Annotated in this window: 13 protein-coding genes; 4 read left to right on the top strand and 9 right to left on the bottom strand. The window is 75.9% G+C overall.

The window, feature by feature from the left end:
* The first annotated feature begins 341 nt into the window (after positions 1-341).
* On the top strand, positions 342-1,040 hold the full coding sequence (locus ACI769_RS06250; RefSeq protein ID WP_021483287.1) for a vitamin K epoxide reductase family protein: 699 nt from the start codon (positions 342-344) through the stop codon (positions 1,038-1,040).
* 83 nt (positions 1,041-1,123) lie between these two features.
* Here the strand turns inward: ACI769_RS06250 and ACI769_RS06245 are convergent, their stop codons facing one another.
* The 6 genes from ACI769_RS06245 to ACI769_RS06220 all read right to left on the bottom strand — a co-directional run bounded on the left by ACI769_RS06245 (position 1,124) and on the right by ACI769_RS06220 (position 7,605).
* Positions 1,124-2,620, bottom strand: a complete 1,497-nt coding sequence (locus ACI769_RS06245; protein ID WP_043658345.1) for a S1 family peptidase — start codon at positions 2,618-2,620, stop codon at positions 1,124-1,126.
* Positions 2,621-2,738: 118 nt separating this feature from the next.
* Positions 2,739-3,710 carry a LysR family transcriptional regulator gene (locus ACI769_RS06240; RefSeq protein WP_061266591.1) on the bottom strand — a complete coding sequence of 324 codons (972 nt, stop codon included), beginning with the start codon at positions 3,708-3,710 and terminating at the stop codon, positions 2,739-2,741.
* A gap of 42 nt (positions 3,711-3,752) precedes the next feature.
* A complete protein-coding gene (locus tag ACI769_RS06235; protein WP_085386539.1) occupies positions 3,753-5,441 on the bottom strand; it encodes a methyltransferase in 1,689 nt (562 codons plus the stop codon).
* A gap of 110 nt (positions 5,442-5,551) precedes the next feature.
* Entirely contained in the window at positions 5,552-6,082 is a 531-nt protein-coding gene (locus ACI769_RS06230; protein WP_170963638.1) for a hypothetical protein, read from the bottom strand.
* 108 nt (positions 6,083-6,190) lie between these two features.
* Positions 6,191-6,811, bottom strand: a complete 621-nt coding sequence (locus ACI769_RS06225) for a hypothetical protein (protein ID WP_409141346.1) — start codon at positions 6,809-6,811, stop codon at positions 6,191-6,193.
* A gap of 83 nt (positions 6,812-6,894) precedes the next feature.
* Entirely contained in the window at positions 6,895-7,605 is a 711-nt protein-coding gene (locus tag ACI769_RS06220; RefSeq protein WP_409141345.1) for a DUF981 family protein, read from the bottom strand.
* A 95-nt stretch (positions 7,606-7,700) separates the two neighbouring features.
* Here ACI769_RS06220 and ACI769_RS06215 point away from each other — a divergent pair, with 95 nt between their 5' ends.
* Both ACI769_RS06215 and ACI769_RS06210 read left to right on the top strand, forming a co-directional pair.
* Positions 7,701-8,336 carry a TetR/AcrR family transcriptional regulator gene (locus ACI769_RS06215; protein ID WP_409141344.1) on the top strand — a complete coding sequence of 212 codons (636 nt, stop codon included), beginning with the start codon at positions 7,701-7,703 and terminating at the stop codon, positions 8,334-8,336.
* 121 nt (positions 8,337-8,457) lie between these two features.
* Positions 8,458-10,755: a glycoside hydrolase family 3 N-terminal domain-containing protein gene (locus ACI769_RS06210; RefSeq protein WP_396049380.1), complete on the top strand. Its 2,298-nt coding sequence runs from the start codon at positions 8,458-8,460 to the stop codon at positions 10,753-10,755.
* 66 nt (positions 10,756-10,821) lie between these two features.
* Here ACI769_RS06210 and ACI769_RS06205 read toward each other — a convergent pair whose 3' ends face one another.
* Positions 10,822-13,137, bottom strand: coding sequence for a sodium-translocating pyrophosphatase (locus tag ACI769_RS06205; protein ID WP_043655710.1), 2,316 nt, complete (start codon positions 13,135-13,137; stop codon positions 10,822-10,824).
* A 142-nt stretch (positions 13,138-13,279) separates the two neighbouring features.
* A complete protein-coding gene (locus tag ACI769_RS06200; RefSeq protein ID WP_085386542.1) occupies positions 13,280-14,059 on the bottom strand; it encodes an alpha/beta fold hydrolase in 780 nt (259 codons plus the stop codon).
* Positions 14,060-14,128: 69 nt separating this feature from the next.
* Here ACI769_RS06200 and ACI769_RS06195 point away from each other — a divergent pair, with 69 nt between their 5' ends.
* Positions 14,129-15,520 (top strand): M18 family aminopeptidase, encoded by a 1,392-nt coding sequence (locus ACI769_RS06195; RefSeq protein WP_409141343.1) that lies wholly within the window; start codon positions 14,129-14,131, stop codon positions 15,518-15,520.
* Between the two features lie 119 nt (positions 15,521-15,639).
* Here the strand turns inward: ACI769_RS06195 and ACI769_RS06190 are convergent, their stop codons facing one another.
* Complete coding sequence (locus ACI769_RS06190; RefSeq protein WP_043655704.1) at positions 15,640-16,287, bottom strand: hypothetical protein; 648 nt, start codon at positions 16,285-16,287, stop codon at positions 15,640-15,642.
* Between the last annotated feature and the right edge of the window lie 67 nt (positions 16,288-16,354).

Raw genomic sequence — 16,354 nt, 5'->3', positions numbered from 1 at the left:
GCAGGTCCTCTCGGGCGGGGCGGGTCGGTGCCCGGCGCGGCGGCCAGGGCGCGCCACGCGAGGGGGCGCCCCCAGATCTTAGGGCGGACCGCCCGCACCGCCCCCACGACCCACCGCGAGGCCGCCCTCCCGCGGGGCTCGGCGGGCGTCCGACCGGTCGCCTGGGACCGCTCGAGAAGCGCCCCGGATCCGGGACCATGGTCCCTGTCGGCCCCGCCGCGCACGTTCGTACGCTGGGTGCGGCGCCGGGCCGGCAGCGCGCCCACCCTGCCGGCCGGCGCCACCTTCTGCCCCGCCCGCCGGACCTCTCCGGCGGGGCCCCGCGGACCCGAGGACCGCCCGTGACCGGAACGACCACCGCGCTCGCGGACGACGCCCGCTCGCCCGGCCCGACGGCGTCGGGCACCACGCCGGACGCGGGCTTCGACCCCTTCGCCCGGCCCACCGGCTGGACCCACTCCCGCGGCGTGCTCTTCGGCGAGATGCTGCTGTTCGGGCTGCTGAGCCTCACGGCGGCGTTCGTACTGTCGTACGACGCCGTCCTCCTCGCCGGGGACCCCGGCGCGGTGCTGTCGTGCGACGTCAACACCGTGCTGTCCTGCGGGACGGTCGCGCAGTCGTGGCAGGCGCAGGTGTTCGGCTTCCCCAACGCGTTCCTCGGGCTGATCGCGGAGCCGATCGTCATCACGACGGCGGTCGCGGCGCTCGGCGGGACCCGCTTCCCCCGGTGGTTCCTCTTCGCCGCGCAGTGCGTGTACCTGCTCGGGGTCGTGTTCGCCTACTGGCTCTTCTACCAGTCGATGTTCGTCATCGGGGCGCTGTGCCCGTGGTGCCTGCTCATCACGGTCTCCACGACGCTCGTGTTCGCGTCGCTCCTGCACTGGAACGTCCTGGAGGACAACCTCTACCTGCCGCGCGGCGCCCAGGCGCGCCTGCTCGGGTTCGTGCGGTCGGGTGCGTACGGCTACCTCGTCGCGGCGTGGCTCGTGGGCCTCGCCGCCCTCGTGCTGCTCAAGTACGGCCCGGCGCTGCTGGCCTGACGGCCCACGCGGCCGAGCACGAGGCTGCTCCCGGGAAGCGGACGGGAACGACGGCAGCCTCGTGCTCGGCGCGCGGCGGGCGGTCAGGGCGTCGTCGCCCCCAGCGTGTAGGCGCCCGAGCCGGAGTACGCCTGGACGACGAACCGGTAGTAGCCCGCGGCCCCCGAGTAGGAGACGGACTCGTTCGCGCCCGGGGAGGTCGACTGCGCGACCGTCGCCCACGTCGACCCGTTCCAGCGCTGGAGGTAGAGGTCGAAGTCGGCACCGCTCGGACCGCTCACGCACGCGCGGTGCGTCCCGGCGGCCCCGGCCGTGTAGTACGACCCGTTGGGCTGGACGGCCGTCGTGCCCGCGGCGAGCGACCCGGTGTACGTGCGGGCGTAGCCGCTGCAGCCCGTCGGCGGCTGCGGCGTGCCGCCCCCGCCGTCGCTCGTGAGGAGCGTCAGGCCGTACGCCGAGAGGATCTCGCCCACCGGCTGGAAGTACGTCGTCCCGCCGGAGCTGCAGTTCCCGGACCCGCCGGACGTGACGCCCTGCGCCTGGTTGCCCGCGAGGAGCGAGCCGCCGGAGTCACCGGGCTCGGCGCACACCGTCGTGCGGATGAGGCCGGTGACGGTCCCCTGCGGGTAGGTGACGGACGCGTTGTACGCCTGGACGGTGCCGCAGTGCCAGCCGGTGGTCGAGCCCGAGCGGCAGACGGAGGCTCCGACCGGCGCCTGCGTCGCGCCGGCGACCGCGACGCGGCCCCCGGCGTAGTTGTTCACCGCGCCGACGGGCGTGTTGCCCGCGTCGACCTGGACCCACGCGTAGTCGTTGCCCGGGAAGCTCGACCCGCGGAACGTGCCCGCCGGCCCGGACGTGCGCGCGCCGGTCGAGCCGCAGTGCCCGGCGGTGACGAACCCGCCCTGGACCGCGAACCCGACGGAGCACCGGCTGCCGCCGCCGATCGTGTACGCGTTGCCGCCCACGACGTCGATCAGCGGCCGCGGGGACTCCGTCGTCTCCTCGTACGCGACCGCGTCGGCGGGCACGCCCGCGGCGGCGACCTGGGCGGCGACGTCGGCCTGGCCGCCCTCGCGCACCGAGACGACGACGCGGTTGCGCGTCACGTCGACGTACCAGCCCGGCAGCGCCGCCGGGTCGTCGGCGAGCGCGCCGTCGAGCGTCGCGCGCCAGGTCTCGAGGTCGGCGAGCGTGTGGTCGACGTCGACCGCGGTGGCGCCCTCGGCGCGCACCGTGCGCGCGTCGGCGGCGTCGGTGACGCCGACGTAGAGGACGTTCGCGGCGTCGTCGACCCACGCGCCCGCGTAGTCGGCGCCGAGGCGCCGCTCGAGCGCGGCCTCGGTGCCCGCGGCGTCGGACTGGAAGGCGAGGCGCGTCCGTGCGTCCCGCGCGCTGAGGCCCAGGTCGCGCTCCAGCGCGCGCTCCAGGCCGGGGGCCGTCTTGGGGACCGCGCGCACCGTCGCGCGCTGGTCGTCGGGTGCGGGCGTGGCGGCGACGGCGTGCGTCGCGGCCCCGCCCGCCAGGAGCGTCGCCGCGGCGGTGACCGCGGCGAGCCTCCTGCGGAGTGGTCGTGTCATGTCGTCCATTCCCTTCGCCGGGCCCGGGTGGCCCGGTCGAGGGCCACGCTAGGGACGCGTCCAGGGCGCGCCCAGATCACGATCAGGTCATACGCGGGCGCTATGTGCGGGCTCGCCCCTACGCGGTCTCCACCGGGTGCTCGGCGCGCCACCGCCGGTAGCGGGGCGAGCGCTGCACGGCGTCGCGGTGCGCGCCCGTCGCGGCCCGCAGGACCGCGTCGACCGGGAGGCGGTCGACGGCGTCGCGCCGCCACCCCACGTGGTGCGTCCAGCGCAGCGGGGCGCCCTCGAGCGCGACGGTCCGCACGCCGGGGGCGTCGAGGAGCACGGGCTGGACGAGCGCGACGGCGTGCCCGCCGCGCACCTGGTCGATGCACGACGTGCGGTCCGACTCCCCCATCGCGCGCGGCGTGAAGCCCGCCCGCGCGCACGCCCCCACGAAGCAGCGCTCGAAGCACCCGCTCCCGGGGGCCGTGAGCCACAGCGCGTCGGCGAGCTCGCCCAGCCCGACGGCGTCGCGCCCGGCGACGGGGTGGTACTCGTCGACGAGCACGAACACCGGGTCGGTGGACACCGCCGTCCACACCAGGCCCCCGGCCGCGGGCGGGGACGCGTCCCCGCACATCCCGACGAGCGCGACGTCGAGCGTCCCGCTCGCGAGCCGGTCCGCGGTCTCCTCGACGGACCACGACGTCGCCGTCGTGACGAGCAGGTCGTCGACCCCCAGCGCGCCGGGCAGCGCGGTGTGCAGCCGGCTCGCGAACAGGCCGCCGATCGCGGAGCTCACCGTCCCCACGTGCACGCGGCCGACCGTGCCGTGCTCGCTCGTGAGCCGCCGGGCGTCGTCGACCAGCGCGGACATGGCGGGCAGCACGACGCGCGCGTGCCGCAGCACGAGCTCGCCGAGCTCCGTGGGGCGCGCGCCCTGCCGGTCGCGCGTGAAGACGCACCCGCCGAGCGTGCGGTCGATCCGGTTGAGCTGGGCGGTGAGGGCGGGCTGCGCGAGGCCCAGCGACGCCGCCGCCTTGGTCACGCTGCCCGTCTCGGCCACCGTCACGATCATGCGCAGGTGCCGCACCTCGAGGTCCATGCCGCCCCAACGTATCGGTGCGGCCGGGGCGTGTCGCGCGCGTCAGCCCACGGGCGCGAGGAAGCCGTCGCGCACGAGCCCGCGCACGTCGGGCAGGAGCTCGCCCGCGAGGTCCTCGGCGCCGACCTCGAACAGCGCGGCGATCGCCCCCACGAGCTGCCCGACCGTCAGCTCGCCGTCGCTCGCGCCGACGAGCGCGGCGAGCCCCGTCGTCGCCCGCACGGCGCGGCCCAGACCGTCGCCCTGGCGCAGCAGGACGACCGTGGGGTCGGGCGCGCCGGGCGTGTGGAACCGCTCCTCCGTGACGTCGGGCGCGACGGCGAGCCGCTCGCCCGCGAGGGCCGCGTCGTCGCGCGCCGCGAGCCAGTCGTGCGCCGCGAGCGACGCCGCGAGGTGCGCGCCGAGCGGCTGGCGCACCGACCCGGTGTGCTCCTCGAGCCGCCGCAGCGTCGGGCGGGCGCCCGCGAGCGGACGGCGCAGCGTGACGATGCCGAAGCCGACGGCCTCCACGTCGCGCGCGGCGAAGTCGTCGAGCCACGCGCCGTACGCAGCCGCCCACGCCGCGGGCTCGCGCTCGGGGGTCGTGCCGCCGTCGCGGATCCAGGTCTCGGCGTACTCCGCGGGGTCGAGCACCTCGCGCTGGACCACCCAGCCGTCGAGGCCGGCCTCGTCGAGCCACGCGCCGACGCGCTCGTCCCACGGCACGCCGCGGCGGTGCTCCCAGTTGCCGAGGAGCTGGGCCACGCCGCCGGGCTCGAGCACGGCGCCGACCCCGGTCACGAGGTCGCGCACGAGGTCGTCGCCCGACCGGCCGCCGTCGCGGTACTCGTAGTCCGGGAGCGCGCCACCGGCGGCGCGCGGGGTGATGACGAACGGCGGGTTCGACACGACGAGGTCGAAGCGCTCGCCCGCGACCGGCTCCAGCATCGAGCCCTCGCGCAGCTCGACGCGCCCGGTCGCCGGGCCGCGGGGTGCGGCTCCGGCGGCGGGGCCCGACGCCTCGTCGAACGCCGCGTCGAGCGCCGCGTTGAACGCGGCGAAGCCGAGCGCCCGGCGCGAGATGTCCGTGCCGACGACCGCGCGCGCGTGCCGCGCGGCGTGCAGGGCCTGGATGCCGCAGCCCGTCCCGAGGTCCAGCACGCGCCCGACCGGCGTCCGGACCGTCACCTGGGCGAGCGTCAGGGACGCGCCGCCCGCGCCGAGCACGTGGTCCGGGGCGAGCCGGCGGCCCGTCGCGAGCTCGCCCAGGTCCGACGACAGCCACCACGTGACGGGGCCCGCGGCGTCGGTCGCCGCGTACGGCCGCAGGTCGACGAGCGCGCGCACCGCGTCGTCGTCGCCCGCGCCCGCCGCCTCGACGAGACCCAGCCGCCGTGCGCCGTCGACCCCCGTGCGCCCGAGCGCCGCGTCGAGGGCGCGCCGGGGCACGTCGTCGCCGAGGAGGAAGAGGGCGGCGAGAGCGGCCGTGGGGTCGGCCCCCTCCCGACCGCGGTCGCGCAGCGCCCGCCGCGCCGGGACGGCCTGCTCGCGGTGCAGCGCGGCGGACGCGACGGGACCGAGCACGCGCTCGACGCCGTCGACCGTGAAGTCCGCCGCCGCGAGGTCCTCGCGCAGCGTCGCCGCGGCGGCCGCGAGGTCGGCGGGGGCGGAGCCCGCGCCGGGCGGGACGGGGCCGGGCCCGTCCGCGGCGGTGCGCGACGACGGGCTCGGGGTGCTGGAGGCGGGAGGCATGGCTCCATCCTCACCGATCCGCGCGCGGCGGCCGAGGGCCCGCGCCGCCCCGGACGCGACGGACCCCCGGCGCGCCGAGGCGTGCCGGGGGTCCGTGGGGGACGACGTCGTCAGCAGTTCTGCGTGCCGTAGACCGCGACGTTCTGCGCCGAGGTCTGGAAGGTCTCGTCCGTCATGAGCGACATGATCGAGGAGGTGTCGGCGTTCGCCGGGTCGTCGACCGCGGTCTCGAGCGTGTCGGTGAGCTGGCGGAAGACGCCCGTGACGTTGTCCCAGTCGGTGCTGATCTCGGCCGGGGCCTCGGCGGCCTCGAGCGACGCCGTGAACGTCTCGAACTGCGTCACGGCGGCGGCCGGGTCGCTCGTGTCGATCGAGCTCAGGGTCGTCTGGGCGTCGAGCAGGGCGTCGTAGGCGGTGCAGAAGTCGCCCGACGCCTCGGTGTCGCCGGACTCCTCCTCGGCGGGCTCCTCGGACGGGGTGGTCTCCTCCTCGGCCGACGTGCTGGTCTCCTCCGCCGGCGTGGTCTCGGAGTCGGTGCTCGCGTCGTCGCCGGAGCCGCCGCAGGCGGCCAGGCCGAGCACGAGGAGGGCGCTCGTCGCGAGGGCGGTCGTGGTCTTGGTGATCGTCAGTCGGGTGCGCATGACGACCATGGTTTCCCACGGACGCGCGTCGCGCGCCCTCAAAGCCTCGAAGTGGGGACCGCTCCCCATGTGGCCATCGCCACGGGGTGAAGTTCCGGCGCGTGCCGGTCAGCGCGCGCAGCCGGCCCGGAAGTACTCGGTGACGGCCCGGGACGACGACGTGAGCGCCGCCGTGTCGATCCGGCGCCCCACGCGGTCGATCGCCCGCGACAGCTCGCCCGTGTCCCGCGTGCCGGTGGCCTCGACCTCGTCCGCGATCATCGTGAGGTAGGTCGTGACGACGGCCCAGTCGCGCGCGACCGCCGCGGGCGGGGTGGTCCCGGCGAGCGTGTCGCGGGCGGTGGTGAACCCCTCGACGAGGGCCTCGGGGTGGTCGACCGTGAGGTTGACCTGCGCCTTGGCCGCCGCGCCCCACGCGACCTCCGCCTCCCGGCACGCCGGGTCGACGGCGCCCGCCCCCGGGTCCGTGCCGTCGTCGGGCGCGGTGGTCGCGGCGAGGTCCGTCTCGGCAGGGTCCGTGCCGTCGGCGGGTGCCGCGCCGTCGTCCGCGTCGTCCCCGGCACCCGGGGACGACGCCGCGGGTGCGGCGGGCGGGGGCGGTGCGGCGGCGGGCGCTGCGCCCGGGAGGGACACGACGTCGAACGCCCCGCTCGCGACGACGGCGAGGCACAGCCCGGCGACGACGGCGAGGACCGCGGCGTGGGCCACGGCGCGCACCGGTGATTGCATGGCCCCTATGATGACGCCTCCCGCGGGCGCGAAGAACCCCGCGGGCCTTGCCGGCCGGCGGGGTCCTCGGGGTCGCCGCGGCGTCAGCCCATCGTGTTGACGATGAGACCGATGTGGGTGAAGAAGTTCATCGCGCCGAACAGCAGGAACGCGACGCCGGACAGGCCCCAGGCCCACCCGATGACGACCCGCACGACGCGCCGCCCGGAGCGGACCGCGAACGGGAAGAGGATCGCGCCGACGCCCACGAGCGCGATGAGCCCGGACATGAAGATCGCCTCGACGAGCGGGTAGGCGGCGAACGCGCCGGAGATCGGCTCCTCCGGCGGCGCGGCGAAGAGCTGGTACGTCACGCCGGCGATCGCGATGGCGACGAGGCCGAGGCCCATGCCGAGCACGAACACCGAGACGGGGCGCGCGACGGCCTGCAGGTGCTCGGTGGCGTCGGCCCGCTCGAGCGCGGCGCGGCCGCGCGTCCAGAGGTAGAACGCGGCGGCGAGGAGCAGCACGCCGAACGCGAGGCTCGTCTCGCCGAAGATGATGTTGTCGAACGGGAAGCCGCCCGCGGCGAGCGGCCACGTGAGCGTCATGTGCAGCCCGGTCGCCGTGAGGATCGTGCCCAGCACGCCGAACGCGAGCGACCAGCCCTCCACGACGATCTTCCCGGGCGCCCGCAGCAGCTCGTGGCCGAGCATGACCAGCAGGATCAGCCCGGCGCCGACGGCGACGGACATCACGGTGTTGTAGGTGGGCATCTGCGCCCAGTCGATGACGAGCCCCTCGGCGGCGACCATCCTTCTCCACTCCTCGTTCGTTCCACGGGCCGCGCTCGCGGTCCGAGGGCGATAACCATACGCGCGTATAGGTTATTCCTCACTACGATGGCCGCGTGGACGACGCTGCGGGTGCCCGGGACCGGTCGGCGGCGAGCGGCGCGCGGGGCGCACGCACCACGGTCCAGGGGCGCAGCGCGGAGCGGCAGCGCGCGATGGTCGACGCCGCCGCGCACCTGCTCATCGACCAGGGCTTCGCCGCCGTGACCCACCGGCAGGTCGCGCGCGCCGCGGGCGTGCCGCAGGGGTCGGCCTCGTACTACTTCCCGACGAGCGCCTCGCTCGTCGCCGCGGCCGTCGAGGCCGCGGAGGACGTGCGCGCGACGGCCGCGCAGGAGCACGCCGACGCGCTCGCCCACCGGCGTCGCTCGAGCACCGCGACGGCGCGCGAGCTCATCGAGACGCTGTACGCCCCGCACGTGGACGACTCGGTGGTCGACGTGCGTCTCGACCCCATGCTCACGGCCATGCGGGACCCGGCGCTGCGGCCGATCATGCGCGCGTCCCGCCCGCGCCTGCTGGCCGCCGCACGGACGGTGCTCGACGCATCGGGCCACGAGCACGTGACGGACACCGACCTCGTGGCGCACGTGGTGGACGCGGCGCTGCTCTCGGGGGCCGCGGCGGAGGACGGCCGCGTGCTCGACCACGCGACGCGGACCGTCGCGCGCTTCCTCGACCACTGGCACTGAGCTCGCAAACTTACTGACCAGTTACTTGGTTTCCCGGTAGAGTGGCGACGCCCGGTCCGCCGACCCGCACGCACCCGCGGCGCCACCGGGCGCCGTCGCTGCCGCCGTGGAAGGACCGTCCGTGAGCACCCTGCCCTACCTCGACCCCGCCGTGCCCGTGGCCGACCGCGTCGAGGACCTCCTCGCCCGCATGACGCTGCCCGAGAAGGTCGGCCAGATGCTCCAGCTCGACGCGCGCGACGGCGTCGGGCCCGCGGTGCTCGAGAAGCACGCGGGCTCGCTGCTGCACACCTCGCCGGAGAACGTCCTCGCCGCGCACGAGCTCACCGGGCGGACGCGGCTGCGCATCCCCCTGCTGCTCGCCGAGGACTGCATCCACGGCCACTCGTTCTGGGTCGGCGCGACGATCTTCCCCACCCAGCTCGGCATGGCCGCGACGTGGGACCCCGCGCTCGTGGAGCAGGTCGCGCACGCGACCGCGGTCGAGGTCGCCGCGACCGGCGTCCACTGGACCTTCTCCCCCGTGCTCTGCATCGCGCGCGACCTGCGCTGGGGCCGCGTCGACGAGACGTTCGGCGAGGACCCGTTCCTCATCGGCGAGCTCGCGTCCGCGATGGTCCGCGGCTACCAGGGCGACGGGCTGTCCGACCCGACGGGCATCCTCGCCACGGCGAAGCACTTCGCGGGCTACTCCGAGACGCAGGGCGGGCGCGACGCGAGCGAGGCCGACATCTCGCAGCGCAAGCTCCGGTCCTGGTTCCTGCCCCCGTTCGAGCGGGTCGCGCGCGAGGGCTGCGCCACGTTCATGCTCGGCTACCAGTCCATGGACGGCGTGCCCGTCACCGTGAACGGCTGGCTGCTCGACGACGTCCTGCGCGGCGAGTGGGGCTACACCGGCACGCTCGTCACCGACTGGGACAACGTGGGCCGCATGGTCTGGGAGCAGCACATCCAGCCCGACTACGTGCACGCGTCCGCCGCGGCCGTGCGCGCCGGCAACGACATGGTCATGACGACGCCGCGCTTCTTCGAGGGCGCGCTCGAGGCGGTGGACCGCGGCCTCGTCGAGGAGGCCGCGATCGACGCCGCCGTCCGGCGCATCCTCACGCTCAAGTTCCGCCTCGGCCTGTTCGAGGACCCGCGGCGGCCGGACGTCGCGCGCCAGCAGGCGGTCATCGCGTCGGCCGAGCACGCCGCGGTGAACCTCGAGGTCGCGCGCCGCTCCCTCGTGCTCCTCACCAACGACGGCACCCTCCCGTTCGCGGGCGGGCTCGACCGTGCCGCCGGCACGCCCGACGGCCGGGCCCTCGCCCCGGCCGGGGCGCCCGCCCGGACGATCGCCGTCGTCGGCCCGAACGCGGACGACGACCACACGCAGCTCGGCGACTGGGCGGGCGCGTCGGGCCAGGCCGACTGGCTGCCGGACGGCCACCCGCGCGAGATGACGACGACCGTGCTCGACGGCTTCCGCGCGCTCGCCCCGGAGGGCTGGGCCGTGACCCACGCGCGCGGCGCCGACATCCTCACGCTCGCGCCCGACCCGGAGGGCGAGCTGTTCCCCGACGGGCAGCCGCGGCCGCAGGTCGTCGTCCCGGCGGCGCCCGACGACGCGCTGATCGCCGAGGCCGTCGCCGCCGCGCGCGACGCCGACCTCGCCGTCGCCGTGGTGGGCGACCGCATCGAGCTCGTGGGCGAGGGGCGCTCGACCGCGACGCTCGAGCTCGTCGGCGGCCAGGTCGCGCTGCTCGACGCCCTCGTCGCCACCGGCACCCCCGTGGTCGTGGTCGTCGTCGCGTCGAAGCCGCTCGTCCTGCCGCCGTCGGCGCACGCGGCGGCGGCGGTCGTCTGGGCGGCCAACCCCGGGATGCGCGGCGGCCAGGCCGTCGCCGAGCTCGTGCTCGGGCTGATCGAGCCCGAGGGCCGGCTCCCGATCTCGTTCGCGCGCCACGCGGGCCAGCAGCCGACCTACTACAACGTGGTCCGCGGCCAGCACGGCGTCCGCTACGCCGACCTCACGCAAAGCCCCGCGTTCGCGTTCGGCGAGGGCCTGAGCTACACCACCGTCGAGTACGCCGACCTGCGGGTGCTCGGCACGGAGCACGGGCCCGACGACGTCGTGCGCGCCGAGGTCACGCTGACGAACACCGGGTCGCGCCCGGTGCGCGAGACCGTCCAGGTCTACGTGAGCGACACCGTCACGTCGGTGACGTGGGCCGAGAAGGAGCTCAAGGCCTACCGCAAGGTGGACCTCGCGCCGGGCGAGTCGGCGACCGTCGGCCTCGAGGTGCCCGTGGCGGACTGCACGCTCGTCGACGCGCATGGGCGCCGCGTCGTCGAGCCGGGCGAGTTCGAGCTGCGCGTCGGGCCGTCCTCGCGCGAGGACGCGCTCCTGCGCGCGTCGTTCACCGTCGCGGGCTAGTCCCGCGCACGACGGAGGGCGCCCGGGTCGACCCGGGCGCCCTCCGTCGTCTGCGGTGGCCGGGCGTCAGGCGCCCGTCGCGACGCGCTCCCGCTCGACGGCGGACTCCTCGCGGTCGACGCGCGCCGCACGCAGCCGCGACATGATCACCGCGCCGAACGCGATGGCCGCCGCGACGACCGCGATCGCGATGCGCAGGACGTGGTTCGCGTCCTCGGGCACGCTCATGAGCACGACCGCGGGCGCGATGAGCACCGACACGAGGTTCATCACCTTGATGAGGGGGTTGATCGCCGGGCCGGCGGTGTCCTTGAACGGGTCGCCGACCGTGTCGCCGATGACGGTCGCGGCGTGCGCCTCCGAGCCCTTGCCCCCGTACGCGCCGTCCTCGACGATCTTCTTCGCGTTGTCCCACGCGCCGCCCGAGTTGGCGAGGAACACGGCCATGAGCACGCCCGCGCCGATCGCGCCCGCGAGGAAGCCGGCCAGCGGCCCGACGCCCAGGCCGAAGCCGACGGCGATGGGCGCGAACGCGGCGAGCAGACCGGGGGTCGCGAGCTCGCGCAGCGAGTCGCGCGTGCAGATGTCGACGACCCGGCCGTACTCGGGGCGCTCCTGGAACGTCATGATCCCGGGGTGCTCGCGGAACTGGCGGCGCACCTCGAACACGATCGCCCCGGCCGCGCGCGTCACCGCGTCGATCGCGAGGCCCGAGAAGAGGAACACGGTCGCGGCGCCGAGGATCACGCCCACGAGCGTGATCGGCGAGATGATCTGGTAGTCGAGCATCGCCGTGACGAGACCGCTCCCGACGCCCTGCACGTCCGCGAGCGCGTGGCTCACGGCGTCGGCGTACGACCCGAACAGGGCCGTCGCCGCGAGGACGGCCGTCGTGATCGCGATGCCCTTGGTGATCGCCTTCGTCGTGTTGCCCACCGCGTCGAGGTCCGTGAGGATCTGCGCGGCCTCCGCCTCGCCGTCGCCGGACTCGCCGACCGACATCTCGTAGATGCCCTGGGCGTTGTCCGAGACGGGGCCGAACGTGTCCATCGCGACGATGACGCCGACCGTCGTCAGCAGCCCGCACCCGGCGAGGGCGACGAGGAACAGCGCGAGCCACACCGACCCGCCCGCGAGCAGGAACAGACCGCAGATCGCCGCGGCGATCACGCCCGCCGTGTACACGGCCGACTCGAACCCGACCCCGATGCCCGACAGCACGACCGTCGCCGCGCCCGTGCGCGAGGTGGCCGCCACGTGCAGGGTGGGCTTCGACGTCGTGCCGGTGAAGTAGCCCGTGATCCACAGGATGATGCCCGCGAGGACGATCCCGATGACGACGGCGAGGCTCGCGACGACGCGCGGGTCGGCCGCGATCCCGGACAGGTCGCCGAGGTCGGCCGTGCCGTCGAGCGCGGCGAACGACGACGGCAGGTAGACGAACGCGGCGACGGCGGCGAGCACCGCGCCGATGAGCGCCGAGAGGTAGAACCCGCGGTAGATGGCCTTGAGGCCGTTCTCCTGGCCGCGCACGCGCGTGATGAACACGCCGAGCACCGCGACGAGCGCGCCCAGGGCCGTCACGACGAGCGGGAACACGAGGCCCTCCTCGCCCATCGCCGCCTTGCCGAGGATGAGCGCCGCGACGAGCGTCACCGCGTACGACTCGAACAGGTCGGCCGCCATGCCCGCGCAGTCGCCGACGTTGTCGCCCACGTTGTCCGCGATGGTGGCGGCGTTGCGCGGGTCGTCCTCGGGGATGCCCTGCTCGACCTTGCCGACGAGGTCCGCGCCGACGTCCGCCGCCTTGGTGAAGATGCCGCCGCCGACGCGCATGAACATCGCGAGCAGCGCCGCGCCGAACCCGAAGCCCTCGAGCACCGCCGGGGCGTCGCCCTTGTAGACGAGCACGACGCCCGCGGCGCCGAGCAGGCCGAGGCCGACGACCGACATGCCGACGACGCCGCCCGTCCGGAACGCGATGCGCGCGCCCTCCGAGCGCCCGCCCGGCCGGGTCGCGGCCGACGCGACGCGCACGTTCGCGCGCACCGCGAGCCACATCCCGAGGTAGCCGATCGCCGCCGAGAACCCGGCGCCCACGAGGAACGCGACCGAGCGCCCCACGCGGATGCCGCCGTCGCCCGGCAGCAGGAACAGGAGGCCGAAGACGATCGCCGCGAACAGCGCGAGCGTGCGGAACTGGCGGCTCAGGTACGCGCCGGCGCCCTCCTGCACCGCCTGGGCGATGTCCTGCATCTTCGCCGTGCCCTCGTCCGCGGCGAGGACCTGTCTGCGCAGCACGACCGCGAAGGCGAGGGCCACGAGGGCGATCGCCGCGATGACCGCGACGATGGTGAGACTTTCCGTACCGAGCGTGAGCATCCGTCCTCCTTGACGAACCGCGCGACCGTCGCGCCGGTCCCCTGCCGGAGCGATGGGGGTGAGTCTACGCACGTGTGTCGTACGTCACGACCACTCGTGCAGGACGTCACGAGCGCACCCGGTGACGGCGCCCCGGGCCCTGTCAGCCCGGCGGTCGCGCGGTCGCTCCGCCGGCGTCCGGGGCGAGGTCCGTGGCGAGGCGCGCGACGGCGTCGGGCCGGGTGAGCGGGTAGAGGTGGCCCTCCCCCGCGAGCCCGACGCGCGGCACCCCGAGCCGGTCCGACAGCTCGCGCTGCGCGCGCAGGAACCGGGCGCTCGCCCGCAGGCCGGTGACGAGCAGCGGCTCGGCGCCCGCGGGCAGACGGCGGCCGTCGTCGAGCAGGTCGCGCACCCGCGGCGCCTGCTCCCAGCTCGCGAACCACTGGTGGGCGAGCAGTGTCCACGCCTCGCGCGAGCCGTAGCGGGCGCGCGCGACGTCGTGCGGGAGGCGGTCCGGGGCGCGCGTGACGACCCGGACGCCCACGCGGCGCAGGGTCGCGCCCGTCACGGCGAGGCCGCTCGCGAGCACGCCCGCCGCCGCGGTGCCGGCCCGGGCCGTGACCCGCCCCGTGTGCAGGGCCGGGAGATGGGCCTCCCACGGGCTCGTCGGGTCGAGGAGCACGAGCCGGCGGACCTCGTCCGGGTGCCGCAGCGCCCACTCGATCGCGGTGAGCCCGCCGACGGAGTGCCCGACGAGGTCCACGGGCCGCGACCCGCCGACGCCGAGACCCTCCCGCACCACGTCGACCGGTCCCGTCACGGGCACGCGCCACGCGTCGAGGACCCGGACGTCGTCGGTGCCGGACGCGGTGCCGAGTGCACGTGCGAGCGGGGCGAAGTCCTCGGGCGTGAGCGCGAGGCCCGGCAGGACGACCCAGGTCATGCGGACTCCCTCTCTCGCGGTGCGCGACCACCCTACGGAGCGCTCCTGGGCGTGCGTAGGGTGGAGCCTGTGTCGACGCCCAGCACCCCCGTGACCGACCCGACCCTCCACGACCGCGCCCTCGCCCACGCGCACGACCTCGCGACGTTCGTCGAGGCGTCCCCGTCGTCGTACCACGCGGCGCACGAGGTCGCGCGCCGGCTCGAGGCCGTCGGCTTCGAGCGCCTGGACGAGACCGCAGCGTGGCCGTCGGTGACCGAGGGTGACGGGCCCGCGGGCGGGCGGTACGTCGTCGTGCGCGACGGCGCGGTGATCGCCTGGGCCGTGCCCGCGGGCGCGACGGCGACCACGCCGTTCGCGATCCTCGGCGCCCACACCGACTCGCCCGGCTTCAAGCTCAAGCCGCGCCCGAGCGTCGGCCGCGAGGGCTGGTGGCAGGCGGGCGTGGAGATCTACGGCGGCCCGCTGCTCAACTCGTGGCTCGACCGCGAGCTCGAGCTCGCCGGTCGCCTCGTCACGGCCGACGGCGAGGAGCACCTCGTGCGCACGGGCCCCCTGCTGCGCATCCCGCAGCTCGCGATCCACCTCGACCGCGCCGCGAACGACGGGCTCACGCTCGACAAGCAGCAGCACACGCAGCCCGTGTGGGGGCTCGCGTCGGCGTCCGGACCGGCCGGGTCCGACGTCGCGGGCGCGCCGCACGGGACGAGCGGCGGGGACGTGCTCGCCGAGCTCGCGCACCACGCGGGCGTGCGGGCGAGCGAGGTCGCCGGGTACGACGTCGTGGTCGCCGACACCCAGTCGCCCCGCGTGTTCGGTGCGCACGGCGCGTTCCTCGCGTCCGGGCGCCTCGACAACCTGCTGTCGGTGCACGCCGGTCTCGTCGCGCTGCTCGAGGTCGCGGGCACGCCCGACCGGCCCGTCGAGGGCGCCGCGATCCCCGTGCTCGCCGCGTTCGACCACGAGGAGATCGGGTCCGAGTCGCGCTCCGGCGCGTCCGGCCCGTTCCTCGCGGACGTGCTCGCCCGGGTCGCGGCCGGCCTCGGCGCGACCGACGAGGAGCGGCACCGCCAGCTCGCGGGGTCGCTGTGCGTGTCGAGCGACGTCGGCCACTCGGTGCACCCGAACTACCCGGAGCGGCACGACCCCGCGAACCGGCCCCTCGCAGGCGGCGGTCCGATCCTCAAGATCAACGCGAACCAGCGCTACACGACCGACGCGCACGGCGCCGCGGCATGGGCGCGCGCCTGCGCCCGGGCCGGGGTGCCGAGCCAGGAGTTCGTCTCGAAGAACACCGTGCCGTGCGGCTCGACCATCGGACCGCTCACCGCGACCCGCCTCGGCATCCGCACGGTCGACGTGGGTGTCCCCATCCTCTCGATGCACTCCGCGCGCGAGCTCACCGCCGTCGTGGACCCGTGGTACCTCTCGCGTGCGGTGCTCAAGATCTTCCAAGGCTGAGGTCCGGGCCCACCCCGCCGGCCGAGCAGGCGGTTCTGGTTCGTCCTGGGCGCGGGACGGACCAAGATCGCCTGGTCGGGCAGCCGCGATCGCCTGGTCGCGCCCGTCAGGGGCGCCCGTCAGGGGCGCTCGGCGCGGTCGCGGACGCCGCGCAGCATCTTCTGCGTCATGAGGAAGCTCACCGGCTGCACCGCCTCGACGACCGCGCGGCCCGCGGCGCCCAGCGGCACGTACCGCTCGCGGACGAGCAGGCGCGACCGCGGGGTGCCGTCCGCCCCCGGCGGGAGCGGTCGCACGACGAACGCCCACGAGAACCGGAACGGCATCGTGTCCGGCTGCCCGGGGCCCGGCGCGCCGAGCAGCACGAGGTGCGAGCCCGGCTCGAGCGCAGCCACCCGCAGGACGGCCTCGTCGGCCAGGTGGACGTCGTCGCCCACAGCGAGGCCCTGCCAGCGCTCCTCGATCGCGTCCGCGCTGCGGATGCCCAGGCCGACGAGGTTCTCGAGCGCGTCGTAGGAGTAGAAGCCGCCGCGGCCCTGGCCGAGCTGGACGAGCCACGGCCAGACGTCGGCCGGCGGCGCGTCGACCGTCACGGCCCGCGTCGCGACGACGGCGCGCGCGTCGGGGACGAGGTCGTCGCCGGGGAGCACGCACTCGTGCTCGCCCTCCCAGGTGCCCCACGTCTGGGTCATGCGCCGGGTGAGCAGGAGCGCCCCGGCGGCGAGCGCCGTCGTCGTCAGGACCCGGACCCCACGCCACGCTGCCATGCGTCGATCGTCGGCCGTGCGCCCCGCCCCGCGCGAGGGCCGGAGGTCCCGAGCACGGCGCCTCTCG

It is taken from the genome of Cellulosimicrobium sp. RS (assembly GCF_046159675.1).
In the GTDB taxonomy this organism is placed as follows: Bacteria; Actinomycetota; Actinomycetes; order Actinomycetales; family Cellulomonadaceae; genus Cellulosimicrobium; species Cellulosimicrobium funkei.
Note: the sequence above shows the minus strand (reverse complement) of the source record. Positions and strands in the feature narration are given on the sequence as shown.

Excerpts from the sequence above, each read along its gene's own strand:
- ACI769_RS06245 (WP_043658345.1), bottom strand. The coding sequence starts at position 2,620 with ATGACACGACCACTCCGCAGGAGGCTCGCCGCGGTCACCGCCGCGGCG.
- ACI769_RS06240 (WP_061266591.1), bottom strand. The coding sequence starts at position 3,710 with ATGGACCTCGAGGTGCGGCACCTGCGCATGATCGTGACGGTGGCCGAG.
- ACI769_RS06235 (WP_085386539.1), bottom strand. The coding sequence starts at position 5,441 with ATGCCTCCCGCCTCCAGCACCCCGAGCCCGTCGTCGCGCACCGCCGCG.
- ACI769_RS06230 (WP_170963638.1), bottom strand. The coding sequence starts at position 6,082 with ATGCGCACCCGACTGACGATCACCAAGACCACGACCGCCCTCGCGACG.
- ACI769_RS06225 (WP_409141346.1), bottom strand. The coding sequence starts at position 6,811 with ATGCAATCACCGGTGCGCGCCGTGGCCCACGCCGCGGTCCTCGCCGTC.
- ACI769_RS06220 (WP_409141345.1), bottom strand. The coding sequence starts at position 7,605 with ATGGTCGCCGCCGAGGGGCTCGTCATCGACTGGGCGCAGATGCCCACC.
- ACI769_RS06205 (WP_043655710.1), bottom strand. The coding sequence starts at position 13,137 with ATGCTCACGCTCGGTACGGAAAGTCTCACCATCGTCGCGGTCATCGCG.
- ACI769_RS06200 (WP_085386542.1), bottom strand. The coding sequence starts at position 14,059 with ATGACCTGGGTCGTCCTGCCGGGCCTCGCGCTCACGCCCGAGGACTTC.
- ACI769_RS06190 (WP_043655704.1), bottom strand. The coding sequence starts at position 16,287 with ATGGCAGCGTGGCGTGGGGTCCGGGTCCTGACGACGACGGCGCTCGCC.